Below are 15,389 nucleotides of genomic sequence, written 5' to 3'. Positions count from 1 at the left end.
TCTCGTGTCGCGCCCGCGAGCGGTCAGATCTCGCGGACGATGCCCAACGGCGTGGACTCCAGGCCCTGACCGAGCGGGTTGTCGCCGAGGATCTTGACGAGTCGGCGTTCGCCGTCCTTATCGAGGGTCGATCCGAGGATGTTCCCGCCGATGTCGTTGATGTCGACGACGGCGACCTCCGCCGTGCCGCCCAGCAGTGCCTTGAGTCGCGCGGCGACCTCTCGCGGGTTCTTCGGCCCGAGCACGACCGCCTGGTTGTAGGGCGGGATCGTGTGCTTGGTGGGTCCGTCGATCGCGCGCGCCTTGTCGCCGGCGATGCGGTAGAAGTCACCGCGTCGGCCGAACGCCTTCGTCACCGCCGACACCGCGGCGGCGAAGAGGATCCGCGGAGTGCCGCATTCGCGAAGCGCCATCTCCATCGTCTCCGGCATGCCGAGCCCGATCCCGTACGGGGTGCGGGTGACGTACTTCGACAGGAACAGCGCGAGCTTGCGCGGCTGGATCTCGTCGAGACGGTAGGAGCGCCCCTGCGTGATCGCCACGATCTTCTCGGTGACGAACAGCAGATCACCCGGCTGCACGGCGGACGCCGCGTATTCGGTGATGACCTGGTCGATGTCGTCGTTCGGCATCACGACGCGTGTACGCAGCGGGATGCGCGCGAAGGTCTTCCCGTCGACGCTGGTCTCGAGCGCCTTGCCCTCGTTCGCCTGCATCACTCGAGGTAGTCCCGCAGCGACTGCGAGCGGCTCGGGTGGCGCAGCTTCGCCATCGTCTTGGACTCGATCTGACGGATTCGCTCGCGCGTCACGCCGAAGGTGTCGCCGATCTGATCGAGCGTCTTGGGCTGCCCGTCGCCGAGGCCGAAGCGCATGCGGATGACTCCCGCCTCCCGCTCCGACAGCGAGTCGAGCAGTTGCTCGAGCTGACGCTGCAGCATCGTGAAGCCCACCGCGTCGGCCGGGACTACGGCCTCGGTGTCTTCGATGAGATCGCCGAACTCGCTGTCGCCGTCTTCACCCAGCGGCGTGTGCAGCGAGATGGGCTCGCGCCCGTACTTCTGCACCTCGACGACCTTCTCGGGCGTCATGTCGAGTTCGCGGCTCAGCTCTTCGGGGGTGGGCTCGCGGCCGAGGTCCTGCAGCATCTGGCGCTGGACGCGGGCGAGCTTGTTGATGACCTCGACCATGTGCACCGGGATGCGGATGGTGCGGGCCTGATCGGCCATGGCGCGGGTGATCGCCTGACGGATCCACCAGGTGGCGTACGTCGAGAACTTGAAACCCTTGGTGTAGTCGAATTTCTCGACCGCGCGGATGAGCCCCAGGTTGCCCTCCTGGATGAGATCCAGGAACTGCATGCCGCGGCCGGTGTAGCGCTTGGCGAGCGAGACGACGAGACGGAGGTTCGCGCCGAGCAGGTGGCTCTTCGCGCGCTGACCGTCGCGGGCGACCCACTGCAGGTCGAGTCCGAGCTGGCTCGTCTTCTCGGCAGCGGTCATCGACGACAGCTTCTCCTCGGCGAAGAGACCCGCCTCGATGCGCATCGCGAGCTCGACCTCTTCGGCCGCGTTCAGCAGCGCGACCTTTCCGATCTGCTTCAGGTAGTCCTTGACCGGGTCGGCGGTCGCGCCGGTGATCTGCGTCGAGTAGACCGGGACGTCCTCGTCGTCGTTCGACGAGATGACGATGGCGCCGGTCGGCAGCGGCTCGGTGAACTTGGGCTTGCTGCCGTCGTCATCCTCATCGTCGCCCGAGGCGTCGTCGTTCGCGGCGGCGGGGGCGTCGTCATCTTCGACGATGTCGTCCGCCTTCTTCTTCTTGACCGGGGCGCGCTTCGCGGCCGCGCGCTTGGCGGCGGTCTTGGGAGCAACCTTCTCTTCGACCTCGGCCTTCACGTCGAGGTCGGCGTCGTCGGCAGTCTTCTTCGTCCGGGATTTGTTGGTCGTGGCAGGAGTCACGTTTCGCCTTTCACGGAGCGGCAGAGCCCCTCCGGGACATTTCGGACACTAGTAAGACCCTTGTCAAGTCCGCTCCCCGGAAGGAACGATTGACAACGGGTCAGACACCCAGTATCGCACACGTGGAAGGAAGCGGGTGCATTCGTGCCGAGATCGTGGCGTCGAACGTCACCCGCGCCCCGACTTGTCGTCGTCTCCCGACGGCCGGGAGGCGAGGTAGCGCTCGAGTTCGGCGGCGAGCTCGTCGGCGCTGGGGAGGTCGCGCTCGTTGAAGCCACCCTCGTCGTAGGTACCGTCCTCGGGGTTGCGGCCGGCCATGTACGCGTCGTACCGACGCTCGAGGTTGTGCACCATCTGCTGCAGTTCCTCGTTACCGACAACCTGCTCGTCGATCTTGGCGAGGTAGTCCTCGCGGCGTTCCTGGATCTCATCGAGCATGAGCACGAGCCCGGTCGACGCCATGAGCTTCTCGGCCGCGGCGATCACGGCGTTCGGGTTCTCGGTCTCGGCGAGGTAGTGGGGAACGAGCAGCACGAACCCGACGGCGCGATCGCCGCGCTCCGCGAACCGGAACTCCAGGAGGTGCCCGGCCGTCGCCGGCACCTGGGTGCGCGGGCGCCAGACGGAATGCACGACGCTGAGGTCGCGACGGTTGCCACTGACGGTGGTGCCGATCGGGCGGGTGTGCGGTACCGGCATCGCGATCGAGTGCACCCAGTTCAGTCCCGAGACCTCGAACTCGGTGGCGAGGTCGAGCACCGTGCGGGCGAAGGCGTTCCAGGCGAAGTCGGGCTCGTAGCCGGCGAGCAGCAGGAACGGCTGCCCCAGGGCGTCGGTCGCGAGGGAGAGCTCGAGCCTGGCGGGTCGGAACTGCGTCAGGTGATCCTGATCGAACGAGATCACCGGACGGCGGGCGCGGTAGTCGAGCAGCACGTCGTTGTCGAACACCACCACGGGCTGCGGGTCGGCGGTCTCGCGGAGGTGCTCGATGAGTCCGGAGACGGCGTTGCCCGCATCCGTGAAGCCGGTCAGCAGCATGACCAGCGGAAGTCCGGGCGGCACCGCCGGAGCGTTCGCGACTCGTTCGTGGATCTCACCGGAGAAGGGCATTCCTCCATGCTACGAGCACGGCGGCACGCACGGGCTGGCGGGGTCTTGCTGAGAGCGAACACACCCCCGCCCGTCCGCGCCCGTGCCGCCTGCGGCTTGCCTAGGATGGAGGGCATGACGCTTCCCGTGCTCTCGCACACCCCCGATCAGTTCCCCGGAAGCGCTGCCGATGCCGCAGTGCTCGTCGTGCCCGACCTCGCCGATGCGGCGACGTCGCTCGAGTCGTATCCCGGTCTCGCCGAGGCCCTCGCCGCGGTGGGTTTCACCGGCTCGGCCTCCGCCTTCGCACGAGTGCATGCCCCCGAGGTGACGAGCCTGCCGTTCGCCGTGGTCGGCATCGGATCCACCCCGTCGGCCGAAGCGGTGCGGAACGCGGCAGGCGCGGCGCTGCGCACGCTGACCGGCTTCTCGACGGTGTCGCTGGCTCTGGCGCCCGGCCTGGAGGAGTACGCCGAAGCAGCGGCGGAAGGCGCCGTTCTGGGTGGCCACCGCTTCGATGGCTATCGCTCCACGAAGCCCGCCGCCCGTGCCTCCGCCGTCATCCTGCACGGTGCGCTCGACGACGACTCGGTCGCCCGGATCCAGGCCATGGGCGACGCCGTGGCGCTGGTGAAGGATCTCGTGAACGTCCCAGCCGAGTGGCAGAGCCCGGCCGACCTCGCCCAGAGCGCGCTCGACAGCGTCGCCGATCTCGACGTCACCGTCGAGATCCTCGACGAGTCGGCCCTGGCAGACCAGGGTTTCGGCGGCATCCTGGGCGTCGGGCAGGGGTCCGACCGCCCCCCGCGCCTCGTTCGCCTCGACTACTCCCCCGCCGGCGCGACGCGGCATATCGCCCTGGTCGGCAAGGGCATCACCTTCGACACGGGCGGGCTCTCGCTGAAGCCCGCGGCATCGATGGTGGGGATGAAGTTCGACATGGCGGGTGCCGCCACCAGCCTCGCCGCGCTTCGCGCGATCGCGACGCTGGCGCTCCCCGTGCGGGTCACGGCGTGGCTCTGCATCGCCGACAACATGCCGTCCGGCCGCGCGACGCGCCCCGGCGATGTGCTGCGGATGCTCGACGGCACCACGGTCGAGGTGCTCAATACGGATGCCGAGGGCCGTCTGGTGATGGCCGACGGCCTCGTCGCGGCGAGCCGTGAGAAGCCCGACGTGATCATCGACGTCGCCACCCTCACCGGAGCGATCGTCATGGCGCTCGGTCACCGCCACACCGGTGTCATGGGCGACGACGACACGGTGACGCGCTTCCTCGCGGCTGCCGAGTCCGTCGACGAACCGGCGTGGCGGATGCCGCTGCCGGATTACATGGAGGATTCCCTCGACTCCCCCATCGCCGATCTCATCAACGCGAACATGAGCGACCGAGCGGCCGGTGCTTCCTTCGCGGGGCTGTTCCTCCGTCGATTCGTCGGCCGTGTCTCCGACGACACGGACGCTCCGCGCATCCCCTGGGTGCACCTCGACATCGCCGGTTCCGGCGAGAACGGCAGTGCGCCGTTCGGATACACCGAGAAGGGCCCGACCGGGGCGATGGTCCGGTCGATCGTCGCCTTCGCGGCCGCATCGGCACAGGAGGCCTGACATGACGACGCACACCTTCGACATCGTGGTCCTGGGCGGCGGCAGCGGCGGCTACGCGGCAGCACTGCGTGCGAGCGAACTCGGCAAGTCCGTCGCCCTGATCGAGAAGGACAAGGTCGGCGGCACCTGCCTGCACCGCGGATGCATCCCGACGAAGGCCCTGCTGCACGCCGCCGAGGTCGCGGAGCACGTGCGCGACGCGGCCGCGGTCGGTGTGACCGCATCCTTCGACGGGATCGACGCCGCGGGCGTACGCGCATACCGCGAAGGCATCGTCGCGAAGAAGTTCAAAGGCCTCGAGGGGCTCGTCAAAGCCCGCGGCATCACGACCGTGGCGGGCACGGGACGGCTGAACGCCGATCGCAGCGTGAGCGTCGGGGACGACGTCTACGTCGGCGCCGACGTCGTTCTCGCGACGGGCTCGTACAGCCGCACGCTCCCGGGGCTCGAGATCGGCGGGCGCATCCTCACGAGTGAGCACGCTCTCGCCCTCGACGAGGTGCCGAAGAGCGTCCTCGTCCTCGGCGGGGGCGTCATCGGGGTCGAGTTCGCGAGCGTCTGGCGCTCGTTCGGCGCCGAGGTGACCATCATCGAGGCTCTTCCCCATCTCGTGCCGAACGAGGACATCGCGATGAGCAAGGGGCTCGAGCGCGCCTTCCGCCGTCGCGGGATCCAGTATTCGCTCGGCACCCGCTTCCAGACCGCGACCCAGGACGACACCTCGGTGACCGTGACCCTCGAGGACGGCAAGGAGTTCACCGCGGACTACCTGCTCGTCGCGGTCGGCCGCGGCCCGGTGACCGCCGACCTCGGCTTCGAGGAGGCAGGTGTGGCGCTCGACCGCGGCTTCGTGAGCGTCGACCACGATCTGCGCACCGGCGTTCCCGGGGTGTGGGCAGTCGGGGACATCGTGCCCGGCCTCCAGCTCGCGCACCGCGGCTTCCAGCAGGGGATCGCGGTCGCGGAGCGGATCGCGGGCCTGTCGCCCGTGAACGTCCCCGACAGCCAGATCCCGAAGGTCACCTACTCCAGTCCCGAGGTCGCCTCGGTGGGTGCGACGGAGGAGGCCGCGATCGCCGAGCACGGCGCGGACGGGATCGTCTCGTACGAGTACAACCTCGCCGGCAACGGCAAGAGCGAGATCATCGGCACCGGCGGCCTGGTCAAGGTCGTACGCCGCAAGGACGGGCCCGTCCTCGGCGTGCACCTGCTGGGAGATCGCGTCGGCGAGCTCATCACCGAGGGCCAGCTGGCCGTCGCGTGGGAGGCGCACCCCGAGGACATCGCGCCCCTCATCCACGCGCATCCGACGCAGAGCGAAGCGCTCGGAGAAGCCTTCCTCGCCCTCGCGGGCAAACCCCTGCACGCCCTCTGAACACCAACCGGTGCCCAGGGTCACTAAGCTAGACACGCGTTTGAACAACTTTTTTAAGGAGACTCCGTCATGAGCACATCCGTTATCCTCCCCCCGCTCGGAGAGAGCGTTACAGAGGGTACGGTCACCCGCTGGCTCAAGCAGGTGGGTGACACTGTGCAGGCGGACGAGGGCCTGCTCGAGATCTCGACCGACAAGGTCGACACCGAGATCCCCTCGCCGGTCACCGGCGTGATCGAGGAGATCCTGGTCGCCGAGGACGAGACCGTCGAGGTCGGCGCCCTCCTCGCCCGCATCGGCGACGGCAGCGCGCCCGCACCGACCGCCGACGCCCCCGAAGCCGCTGCTCCCGCGGCCGAGGCCGCACCCGCCGAAGCCGCACCCGCCGCAGCCGAACCGGCCGAAACCGCTGCCGCACCGGCCGCGGAGCCCGCTCCGGCTGCCGCCACCGCTCCGGCCGGAGACGCCAAGGACATCGTCCTCCCCGAGCTCGGCGAGAGCGTGACCGAGGGCACCGTCACTCGCTGGCTCAAGCAGGTCGGCGACGAGGTCGCGGTCGACGAGGCCCTCCTCGAGATCTCGACCGACAAGGTCGACACCGAGATCCCGTCGCCCGTCGCCGGCGTTCTGCAGGAGATCCTCGCCGCCGAAGACGAGACGATCTCGGTCGGCGCGGTGCTCGCACGCATCGGATCGGGCGCCGCTCCCACCGCGGCGCCGGCCGCGCCCGAGGCCGCCGCCCCCGCACCCGAGGCTGCCCCGGCTCCGGCACCTGCCGCCGCTCCGGCACCTGCCGCGGCCCCGGCACCTGCCGCCACTCCGGCACCTGCCGCCACTCCGGCACCTGCCGCCACTCCGGCACCTGCTGCGGCGCAGGCTCCGGCCGCCGAGAACGACAACCTGTACGTCACTCCGCTCGTGCGTCGTCTGGCGTCCCAGCAGGGTGTCGATCTCGCCTCGGTGACCGGCACCGGCGTCGGCGGACGCATCCGCAAGGAAGACGTGCTGAAGGCCGCCGAGTCGGCCGGCTCCGCTCCGGCCGCTGCGGCTCCCGCCGCGCCGGCTCCCCTGGAGGTGTCGCCGCTGCGGGGCACGACCCAGCCGATGTCGCGCCTGCGCAAGGTGCTGGCAGAGCGCGCTGTCGCCTCGATGCAGCAGACGGCTCAGCTGACCACCGTCGTGGAGGTCGACGTCACGGCTCTCGCGGAGTACCGCGACAGCGTGAAGGCGTCGTTCCTGCAGAAGACGGGCGACAAGCTCTCGTTCCTGCCGTTCTTCGCTCTCGCCGCTGCTGAGGCTCTGCGTGCCTTCCCGATCGTGAACTCCACGGTCGACGGCGACCAGATCGTGTACCCGGCGACCGAGAACCTCTCGATCGCCGTCGACACCGAGCGTGGCCTGCTGACCCCGGTGCTGCGCGACGCAGCGTCGAAGAACATCGCCGAGATCGCGCATGAGATCGCCGATCTCGCGGCCCGCACGCGCGACAACAAGTTGAAGCCCGACGAGCTCGCCGGCGGAACGTTCACGCTGACGAACACCGGTTCGCGTGGCGCGCTCTTCGATACCCCCGTCGTCTTCCTGCCGCAGTCGGCGATCCTCGGCACGGGAACGGTCGTCAAGCGTCCGGGCTTGGTCAAGGTCGGCGGTTCGGACGCGATCGCGATCCGCTCGTACGTGTACCTCGCGCTCTCGTACGACCACCGCATCATCGATGGTGCGGACGCAGCCCGCTTCCTCGGCGCGGTGAAGGCCCGCCTCGAGTCGGCGGAGTTCGCCGCTCAGCTCGGGGCCTGACGACCGACGCCTCATTCTGGCTGGTCCGCGACGTCGTACACGTCGCGGACCAGCCATTTCTCGTTCACCCGCACGAGAACGAGAATGCGCGACACCGCCGCGGACTCCGCACGGAGCACCGCGACGTCACCGTACTCGTCGACCGGAGCGATCGACGGTTCCGCATCGGCGATCGCGGCCAACTCCGCAACGCCGACCGTCGATCCTTCGGCGATGACCTCCGGGCATGACACGGCCGCAGCCTCCACGCAGGCGGCCGCCCCGCTGAGCAGTGAGGGCGCCGCCGCGATCGGCGCTGCGCTGGTGATCCCGGTGTCCGCTCCCGGTGCCGCGGTCGCCGTCGCCGTCGATTTCGCTCTCTCTCCCCTCGGACTCTCGTCGCCGGCCATCGGCTCGGTGGTCGCGCTCGCGTGCGAGGCCGGGGATGCCTCGCCCTGCCCTTCGGCGGCCTCTCCCGATTCCCCTCCGGGCCAGAGCAATCCGCCCGCCAGCACCGCCATCGCAGCGGCACCGGCGATCAGAAGACTGCGACGCCGAGAACCAACCGCCGAGCCACGGGTGGCCCGGCTCCTCACTGCGTCCGTCGTCGGTGCAACCGTCCGATGAACCGACCAGCGACGATCGCGGTCCGGCAACACAGCCGCGATGCGCCGCAGCACCTCCGTCACGTTCCGTCGTATCACCCCGAGCACGTCACCGACGAGGGACGACTTCTGCGCCCTTCGGGACCGCCGGGATCGCATGGTCACGCGCGCTGCCGAGCCCCGACGCCCGAGCGCCTCCCGCTCGCTCGGTCGAGCATTCGCCGCGCGGGCGACATCCTGGGCGCGCGCGGGCGCCAGCACGTCGCACCGCAAAGGACGAGGAGCGGCGATCCGCAGGAGGGCAGCCTCCCATTCCTCGATCTGACGCTGCGGTATGCGTGGTTGCGCCTCGCCCAGATGCAGCCCCATCTGCACCTGAGCGAGGACGCGACCCATTCCCCTGTCGCGGCACCCCTCCGCGACGAGCTCGACCACGCGCGCCGCTCCCACGCACGCAGCCTCCCCCTCCCCGACGACGAACACGGGGCGTCCCTCCCCGGTGACCCACCAGGTGCCGCTCTCACGAGCCCCTGGCTCCCCGAGTTCGTCGATCCCGCGCAGCACGCTCGCCACGAGCGTGCTGCACTCCCCCAACGACAGATGCTCGTCGACGACGAGTCGACGTGCGAGAAGACTCGCGACCCTCTCGGTGCACCACGGCAGCAGAGCGTCGTGCCCGTCCCGACGTCGTACGACGTCGAGCGGTGCGGCGATGTGCTCGGCGCCGGCGAAGCCCCAGCCCGCCCATCCCGCGAGCATGCCGGCGTCGACCTGCACCGCCACGCCCTCCCCGCGGGTGACGAGCAGTCCGCCGAACGGAGTCTCCGCCGCGTCGAGGGTGCGGATGATGCGATGGGCATCCGGCACGAGCGGCGGTGCCGGGGCGCCGTGTAGGTCATCTGTCATGCCTCTATGACAGCGCAACGGCTCGGCCTCGAGAGGGGGAAACCGGCTGGTGGGGATGGATTCGCGCGATCCGTGCACTGTGCAGGAGCGGTAGACGCCCGGCCTGTCGCTCTCCGCTCGGCGCGAACGACGGCTTCAGCGGCACCGGGGACTCGGTAGGCTTGTCCCTATGGCAAAGACTCCCGAACCCGAGAAGCGTCCTGGGTTCTTCTCCCAGATCAAGTCCCTCTTCAGGTTCACCAAGGAGGCGTACCCCTGGCTGCCCTGGGCGCAGCTCGCGATCCTCATCGGCGGCATCCTCATCGGGCTCGTCGTCGGGTATCTGATCCCGCCACTGCAGTGGTGGACTCTTCTGCTCTGGGGCATCACCGGCCTCATGCTCGGCGTCCTCGCCGCGATGTTCCTGATGACGCGCCTGTCGACATCGGCGATGTACACGAAGATCGACGGCATGCCCGGCGCCACCGGCCACGTCCTCAGCACCAGCCTCGGCCGCCGCTGGCAGGCCTCCGACACCCCGGTCGGCATCAACCCCAAGACCCAGGAGGCCGTCTACCGCGCGGTGGGCCGCGGCGGTATCGTCGTCGTCGGCGAGGGCGCGCGCGGACGCCTCACCCGCCTGATCAACGAGGAGCGCAGCAAGGCGCAGCGCGTGGCCAACGGCGTTCCCGTCACGGTGCTCTACGTCGGCCACGGCGATGACGAGGTCGCGATCTCGGATCTCGCCAAGACGATCAAGAAGATCCCGAAGGCGATCGACAAGGCGACGATGGCCGCGGTCATCCGCCGCATCGAATCGGTGTCGCAGTCGCTGTCGTCGCTGCCGATCCCGAAGGGGATCGACCCGACCAAGGTGCGCGCCCAGCGTCCGCGCTGAGCGCCGACAGCCGAAGAAGGACGAAGCGCGGCCGTGCCCCTCGGGGACGGCCGCGCTTCTCTCACTCCGAGAGCGGCTGACGGGGCAGCCGACGCACCTTGGCGCGCCGACGGCGGCGCTCGGGAACCATCGAGCGCATCTCGTCGAGCTTTCCGAAACAGAACAGCCGGTCATCGGCCTCGAGCACCACGTGCTTGCGCGGGTTGGGAATCACCGTGACCCCGCGGTGCAGCGTGAGCACCGTGATGTCGCGCTCCCACAGGCCGGCCTCGCCGAGCGTCTTGCCCACGAGATCGACGGCACCGTGCACCATCAGCTCCGCGACGCCGTAACCGGTCGAGACCGTGAGGCGCTGACGCACGTCTATCTCGGGGAACGCGACCTGTCCGGCGATGTAGTCGATGATCGCTCCCGCGACGTCGAGCTTGGTCGCCGTTTCGATGCCCTGGAGCCCCGGGGACGAGTTCACCTCCATCACGAGGGGTCCGTCGTCACCCTCGAGCATGTCGACGCCGGCGACGCGCAGACCCATGATCTGAGCAGACCGGACCGCGGCGCGCTCGTACACGGGATCGAGCTCGACCGCCTCGACCGATCCGCCGCGGTGCACGTTCGATCGGAATTCGTCGCCCGCTGCCGAACGGCGCATCGCCGCGACGACGCGATCGCCGACGACGAGCGCGCGGATGTCGCGCCCACGGCTCTCGGCGATGAACTTCTGGATCAGCACGTTCTGCTTCGTGGAGTGCAGGGTCTCGATGATGGCTTCCGCCACCTTCACCTGCGGGGCGAGGATCACGCCGATCCCCTGGGTGCCCTCGAGGAGCTTGATGACGACGGGCGCCCCGCCGACGCGCTCGATGGCCGGACGCACGTCGGCGCGGTTGCGCACGAAGGCCGTCGGCGGCATGGCGATGTTGTGTCGCGACAGGATCTGGTTCGCGCGCAGCTTGTCACGGGCGCTCGAGATGCCGTTGGCCGTGTTCGGCGTGTAGACGTCCATCTGCTCGAACTGCCGCACGACGGCGGTGCCGAAGTACGTGATCGAGTTGCCGATGCGCGGCAGGATCGCGTCGTAATCGCTGAGCTGACGCCCCCGGTAGTGGAGATCGGGTTCGTCCGCAGTGAGGTCGATCGCGAAGCGCAGAGTGTTCAGCACCTTGACGTTGTGTCCGCGCTGGAGTGCGGCGGCACGGAGGCGCTGGGTGGAGTACGCCTGAGGCGCACGGGAGAGCACTGCGAGCTTCACGAAGATTTCCTGCCAGGATGGTCGGGTGACGAAGACATCCCATTCAAACACTCTTACGGGGTGGCGAGAATGGGTGAGCCTGCCCGATCTCGGCGTCGACTGGATCAAGGCCAAGATCGACACGGGCGCACGCACCTCGTCGCTCCACGCGTTCGACATCCACGAGTTCGAGCAGGACGGCTCCCCGTGGGTCAGATTCAAGGTGAAGCCCTGGCAGGACAGTCAGGCGGATGCCGTCGTCGTCGAGTCCCCCGTGCACGATCGCCGCGCGGTGCGCAGCTCTTCCGGTCACGCGCAGGAGCGCCTCGTGGTGGAGCTCCTCATCCGTCTCGTCGACCGCGAAGTGCGGGCGGAGGTCACGCTGAGCAATCGCGATGAGATGGGGTTCCGCATGCTCATCGGACGGGAAGCGCTCCGACAGGGGTTCTCCGTCGACCCCGCCCGATCGTTCCTCGGGGGCCGGGCACCGCGTGAAGCTCGTCGCCGGAACCGCGGCAGGATCTGACCGCTCACGCGCGGATCAGCACCGTGCCCACGACCTTGTCGTGAAGTCCGCGCTGGTCGGCGTCGAAGATCACCGCGGGGATCACGACCACGAGCAGCGCCGTGCGGACGATCGGACGCCACAGGCCCACCCAGCCGCCGTCGAGGCGCACCACTCGCATCCCGAGGATGCGGTGCCCGGGGCTTCCACCCGCCGTGGGGATGAACAGGATCTGCAGCAGGGCGAACACGGCCATCGGACCGAACTGGCTGAGTCCCGCCTCGGCCGGGAGCGCGAACTGGTCGAAACCGAGGAACGCCGTGGCGATGATCGTCGCCGCGACGTAGTCGATCAGGAGTGCTCCGATGCGTCGCCCGAGGCGCCCGACACTCCCCGTACCCGATGCGGGCAGTCCGAGGCGTTCACCGGGGTAAGAGTTCACAGCATCCGTCACCACCCCAGCCTACCGAGGGCCGATATGCGCCCCGACCGGCGAGGCGCCGTAACACGCCCGAAACAAAGTCGATACCGTGGAGAAATCCCCCGACCGTACTCTGCGAGTGGCCCCGAAGCCATCGATCCGTCTTACAGGAGTCGTACATGTTCAAAGATTCGTCCGAGGTTCTGAGCTACATCAAGGAGAACGACGTCAAGTTCCTTGACATCCGTTTCACCGATCTCCCGGGTGTGCAGCAGCACTTCAACATTCCTGCATCGACGGTCGACGAGGCGTTCTTCACCGAGGGCCAGCTGTTCGACGGATCCTCGATCCGCGGCTTCGCCAGCATCCACGAGTCCGACATGCAGCTCATCCCCGATGTCACCACCGCGTACATCGACCCCTTCCGCGAGGCGAGCACCCTCGTGATGATCTTCGACATCTACAACCCGCGCACGGGCGAGATCTACTCGAAGGACCCGCGCCAGGTCGCCAAGAAGGCAGAGAAGTACCTCGCCTCCACCGGCATCGCCGACACCGCGTTCTTCGCCCCCGAGGCCGAGTTCTACATCTTCGACGACGTGCGCTACTCGGTCACCGCCGGGGAGAGCTTCTACAAGGTCGACTCCGAAGAGGCCGCGTGGAACACCGGTCGCGAGGAAGAGGGCGGAAACCTCGCCAACAAGACCCCCTACAAGGGCGGCTACTTCCCCGTCAGCCCGGTCGACAAGACGGCCGACCTGCGCGACGACATCACGCTCAAGCTGATCGACGCCGGCTTCATCCTCGAGCGTTCGCACCACGAGGTGGGTACCGCGGGTCAGCAGGAGATCAACTACCGCTTCGACACCATGGTGCACGCGGCCGACGACATCCTGAAGTTCAAGTACATCGTCAAGAACACCGCCAACGAGTGGGGCAAGGTCGCGACCTTCATGCCCAAGCCGCTCTACGGCGACAACGGCTCCGGTATGCACACGCACCAGTCGCTCTGGAACGACGGCAAGCCGCTGTTCTACGACGAGGCCGGCTACGGCCAGCTCAGCGACATCGCGCGCTGGTACATCGGCGGCATCCTGGCGCACGCGCCGGCCCTGCTCGCCTTCACCAACCCGACGCTGAACAGCTACCACCGTCTGGTCAAGGGCTTCGAGGCTCCGGTCAACCTGGTCTACTCGGCCGGCAACCGCTCGGCCGCGATCCGCATCCCGATCACGGGCTCCAACCCCAAGGCCAAGCGCATCGAGTTCCGCGCACCGGACGCCTCGGGCAACCCGTACCTGGCCTTCGCCGCACAGCTCATGGCCGGCCTCGACGGCATCAAGAACCGCACCGAGCCGCACGAGCCGGTCGACAAGGACCTCTACGAGCTTCCCCCCGAGGAGGCGAAGAACATCCCGCAGGTGCCGAACTCGCTGCTCGACTCGCTCGACGCTCTCGCGGCCGACCACCAGTTCCTCCTCGAGGGCGGCGTGTTCACCAAGGAGCTCATCGAGACCTGGATCTCATACAAGTACGAGAACGAGATCCTTCCGATGGCCCAGCGCCCGCACCCGTTCGAGTACGAGCTGTACTTCGGCGTCTGATCCCGGATCGAAAAGAGCGCCCCACCGGCTCCGGCCGGCGGGGCGCTCTCTCGTTCTCCGCGCGGGTCAGTGCGAGGGGACCCCGAAGGCGTGCAGGCCGAGTTCCTCGCTCAGCGCCGCACTGACGGCGTGGCCGCGCACGCTGGTGCCCTGCGCATCGAGGGGCGGACTCACCACGGCCGCGCCGAGCACTCCCGGCGCCGCCAGCACGATCGCGCCGGACACGCTCGACTTCGCGGGGACGCCGACACGTCGCATCCACCGGCCGGACCCGTCGTACACCCCGCACGTGGCCATGACCGAGATGACGTCTCGCGCGACCGCGGCACCGACGACATCCGCACCCGTGACGGGATTGCGCCCACCGGCCGCCAGCGTCGCACCCATCACCGCCAGATCCCGCGCGTCGACGAGCACCGCGCAGGCCCGGGCGTATACGGCGACGGCATCATCGGCGCCGACCTCCAGCGTGCCTTCGGCGCGCATCAGATGGGCGAGCGCGTGATTGCGGTCCCCGAGCAGGTGCTCGTTCTCGGCGATCCGTTCGGACACCCGCAGATCACGCCCGGCGAACGCCGAGAGGCCGGCGAGGATGCGACGACTCCTGGCCTCGGCATCGTCGCCGTCGACCAGGGCCGCGGTGAGCAGCGCTCCGGCGTTCACCATCGGATTCGGGGGACGCCCGGTGCCGCTCTCCAGCTTGATGGCATCGAACGCCTCGCCGGTCGGTTCGATCCCCAGGCGATCGAGCGCGTCGGATCCGTGGTCCTGCAGCGCGAGCGCGAAGAGGAACGGCTTCACTGCCGATTGGATGCTGATCTTCACGTCGGCCTGTTCGCTCGCCCGCGTCGCGCCATCGACGGTGACGAGGGCGATGCCCAGCAGATCCGGGTCGGCCTCCGCGAGCTCCGGGATGCTGTCGTCGACCGCGCCGCCTCGCTCTCCGAATGCTCGGACCCGCAGGTCGTCGAGATCGAGTCGTCGGGGATCCTCGGCGGCACTCATGACACCAGCCTGTCACGCCGGCCGCACGTCGCGCCTCAGCTCGCGGGATCGTAGCCGAACTCGCGGAGCTCCTGCGGGCAACGGCAGGCGTGCGCCACACGACTCGCCCAGTCGACGGCATCCGCCCGCGAGGGCAGCTCGAGCACGAGGAACCCGCCCGTGATCCGCACTCCCGGATACGTCTCGTCGCTGACCGCGCCCCGCCCGGTCACCAGCACGGGAGCGACGTCCTCGTCGATCCCGCCGCCGAAAACATACACCCCTGCAGCCTTCGCCTCCTCGATCACGGCATGCGAACTCGCCACCACGCGGGGGAACTCCTCCTCGCTGAGGTCCATCGCTTCACCGGGGAACGAGATCAGATATTTGGTCATACGTCGATGGTGCGCCACGCGCACCACAGAATCAACGGCTGCGCAAGCCCGCCGCC

14 protein-coding genes are annotated in these 15,389 nt (G+C 68.8%); 6 read left to right on the top strand and 8 right to left on the bottom strand.

The genetic code is table 11. The features are described 5' to 3' along the window. Window positions 1–23 precede the first annotated feature (23 nt). The 3 genes from ACIPVN_RS01760 to ACIPVN_RS01750 all read right to left on the bottom strand — a co-directional run bounded on the left by ACIPVN_RS01760 (window position 24) and on the right by ACIPVN_RS01750 (window position 3,070). Window positions 24–716 carry a coenzyme F420-0:L-glutamate ligase gene (locus ACIPVN_RS01760; protein WP_400443280.1) on the bottom strand — a complete coding sequence of 231 codons (693 nt, stop codon included), beginning with the start codon at window positions 714–716 and terminating at the stop codon, window positions 24–26. After that, on the bottom strand, window positions 716–1,960 hold the full coding sequence (locus tag ACIPVN_RS01755; protein ID WP_400438641.1) for an RNA polymerase sigma factor: 1,245 nt from the start codon (window positions 1,958–1,960) through the stop codon (window positions 716–718). The genes ACIPVN_RS01760 and ACIPVN_RS01755 overlap by 1 nt, the downstream gene beginning before the upstream one ends. 168 nt (window positions 1,961–2,128) lie before the next feature. Continuing rightward, window positions 2,129–3,070: a proteasome assembly chaperone family protein gene (locus ACIPVN_RS01750; RefSeq protein WP_400438639.1), complete on the bottom strand. Its 942-nt coding sequence runs from the start codon at window positions 3,068–3,070 to the stop codon at window positions 2,129–2,131. Window positions 3,071–3,184: 114 nt separating this feature from the next. On the opposite strand from ACIPVN_RS01750, the gene ACIPVN_RS01745 reads away from it, so the two are divergent. The 3 genes from ACIPVN_RS01745 (at window position 3,185) to sucB (ending at window position 7,829) form a co-directional block, all read left to right on the top strand. After that, complete coding sequence (locus tag ACIPVN_RS01745; protein WP_400438636.1) at window positions 3,185–4,657, top strand: leucyl aminopeptidase; 1,473 nt, start codon at window positions 3,185–3,187, stop codon at window positions 4,655–4,657. A gap of 1 nt (window position 4,658) precedes the next feature. Next, window positions 4,659–6,032 (top strand): dihydrolipoyl dehydrogenase, encoded by a 1,374-nt coding sequence (gene lpdA / locus ACIPVN_RS01740; RefSeq protein WP_400438633.1) that lies wholly within the window; start codon window positions 4,659–4,661, stop codon window positions 6,030–6,032. Between the two features lie 69 nt (window positions 6,033–6,101). After that, window positions 6,102–7,829, top strand: coding sequence for a 2-oxoglutarate dehydrogenase, E2 component, dihydrolipoamide succinyltransferase (sucB, locus tag ACIPVN_RS01735; RefSeq protein ID WP_400438630.1), 1,728 nt, complete (start codon window positions 6,102–6,104; stop codon window positions 7,827–7,829). 11 nt (window positions 7,830–7,840) lie between these two features. Here the strand turns inward: sucB and ACIPVN_RS01730 are convergent, their stop codons facing one another. Further along, window positions 7,841–9,319, bottom strand: coding sequence for a hypothetical protein (locus tag ACIPVN_RS01730; protein ID WP_400438627.1), 1,479 nt, complete (start codon window positions 9,317–9,319; stop codon window positions 7,841–7,843). A gap of 169 nt (window positions 9,320–9,488) precedes the next feature. Between ACIPVN_RS01730 and ACIPVN_RS01725 the strand changes: the two genes are divergently transcribed. Continuing rightward, window positions 9,489–10,196 (top strand): DUF4191 family protein, encoded by a 708-nt coding sequence (locus ACIPVN_RS01725; protein ID WP_400438624.1) that lies wholly within the window; start codon window positions 9,489–9,491, stop codon window positions 10,194–10,196. A 61-nt stretch (window positions 10,197–10,257) separates the two neighbouring features. Here the strand turns inward: ACIPVN_RS01725 and ACIPVN_RS01720 are convergent, their stop codons facing one another. Beyond that, complete coding sequence (locus ACIPVN_RS01720; protein ID WP_247622353.1) at window positions 10,258–11,445, bottom strand: RimK family alpha-L-glutamate ligase; 1,188 nt, start codon at window positions 11,443–11,445, stop codon at window positions 10,258–10,260. A 25-nt stretch (window positions 11,446–11,470) separates the two neighbouring features. Between ACIPVN_RS01720 and ACIPVN_RS01715 the strand changes: the two genes are divergently transcribed. Next, the gene (locus tag ACIPVN_RS01715; RefSeq protein ID WP_400438619.1) at window positions 11,471–11,950 is read left to right on the top strand and encodes an ATP-dependent zinc protease; all 480 of its coding nucleotides are present in this window, start codon (window positions 11,471–11,473) and stop codon (window positions 11,948–11,950) included. Between the two features lie 4 nt (window positions 11,951–11,954). Here the strand turns inward: ACIPVN_RS01715 and ACIPVN_RS01710 are convergent, their stop codons facing one another. After that, on the bottom strand, window positions 11,955–12,383 hold the full coding sequence (locus ACIPVN_RS01710; protein WP_400438616.1) for an RDD family protein: 429 nt from the start codon (window positions 12,381–12,383) through the stop codon (window positions 11,955–11,957). A gap of 146 nt (window positions 12,384–12,529) precedes the next feature. Between ACIPVN_RS01710 and glnA the strand changes: the two genes are divergently transcribed. After that, a complete protein-coding gene (glnA, locus tag ACIPVN_RS01705) occupies window positions 12,530–13,954 on the top strand; it encodes a type I glutamate--ammonia ligase (protein WP_400438613.1) in 1,425 nt (474 codons plus the stop codon). A gap of 66 nt (window positions 13,955–14,020) precedes the next feature. Here the strand turns inward: glnA and glsA are convergent, their stop codons facing one another. After that, window positions 14,021–14,959, bottom strand: coding sequence for a glutaminase A (gene glsA, locus ACIPVN_RS01700; protein ID WP_400438610.1), 939 nt, complete (start codon window positions 14,957–14,959; stop codon window positions 14,021–14,023). Between the two features lie 35 nt (window positions 14,960–14,994). Next, the gene (locus ACIPVN_RS01695; RefSeq protein WP_400438607.1) at window positions 14,995–15,333 is read right to left on the bottom strand and encodes a YciI family protein; all 339 of its coding nucleotides are present in this window, start codon (window positions 15,331–15,333) and stop codon (window positions 14,995–14,997) included. Window positions 15,334–15,389: the final 56 nt, after the last annotated feature.

This window comes from Microbacterium sp. NPDC090003, assembly GCF_044748385.1.
GTDB lineage: Bacteria > Actinomycetota > Actinomycetes > Actinomycetales > Microbacteriaceae > Microbacterium.
The sequence above is the reverse complement of the archived record's forward strand: the minus strand, read 5'-3'. Positions and strand labels throughout refer to the sequence as shown.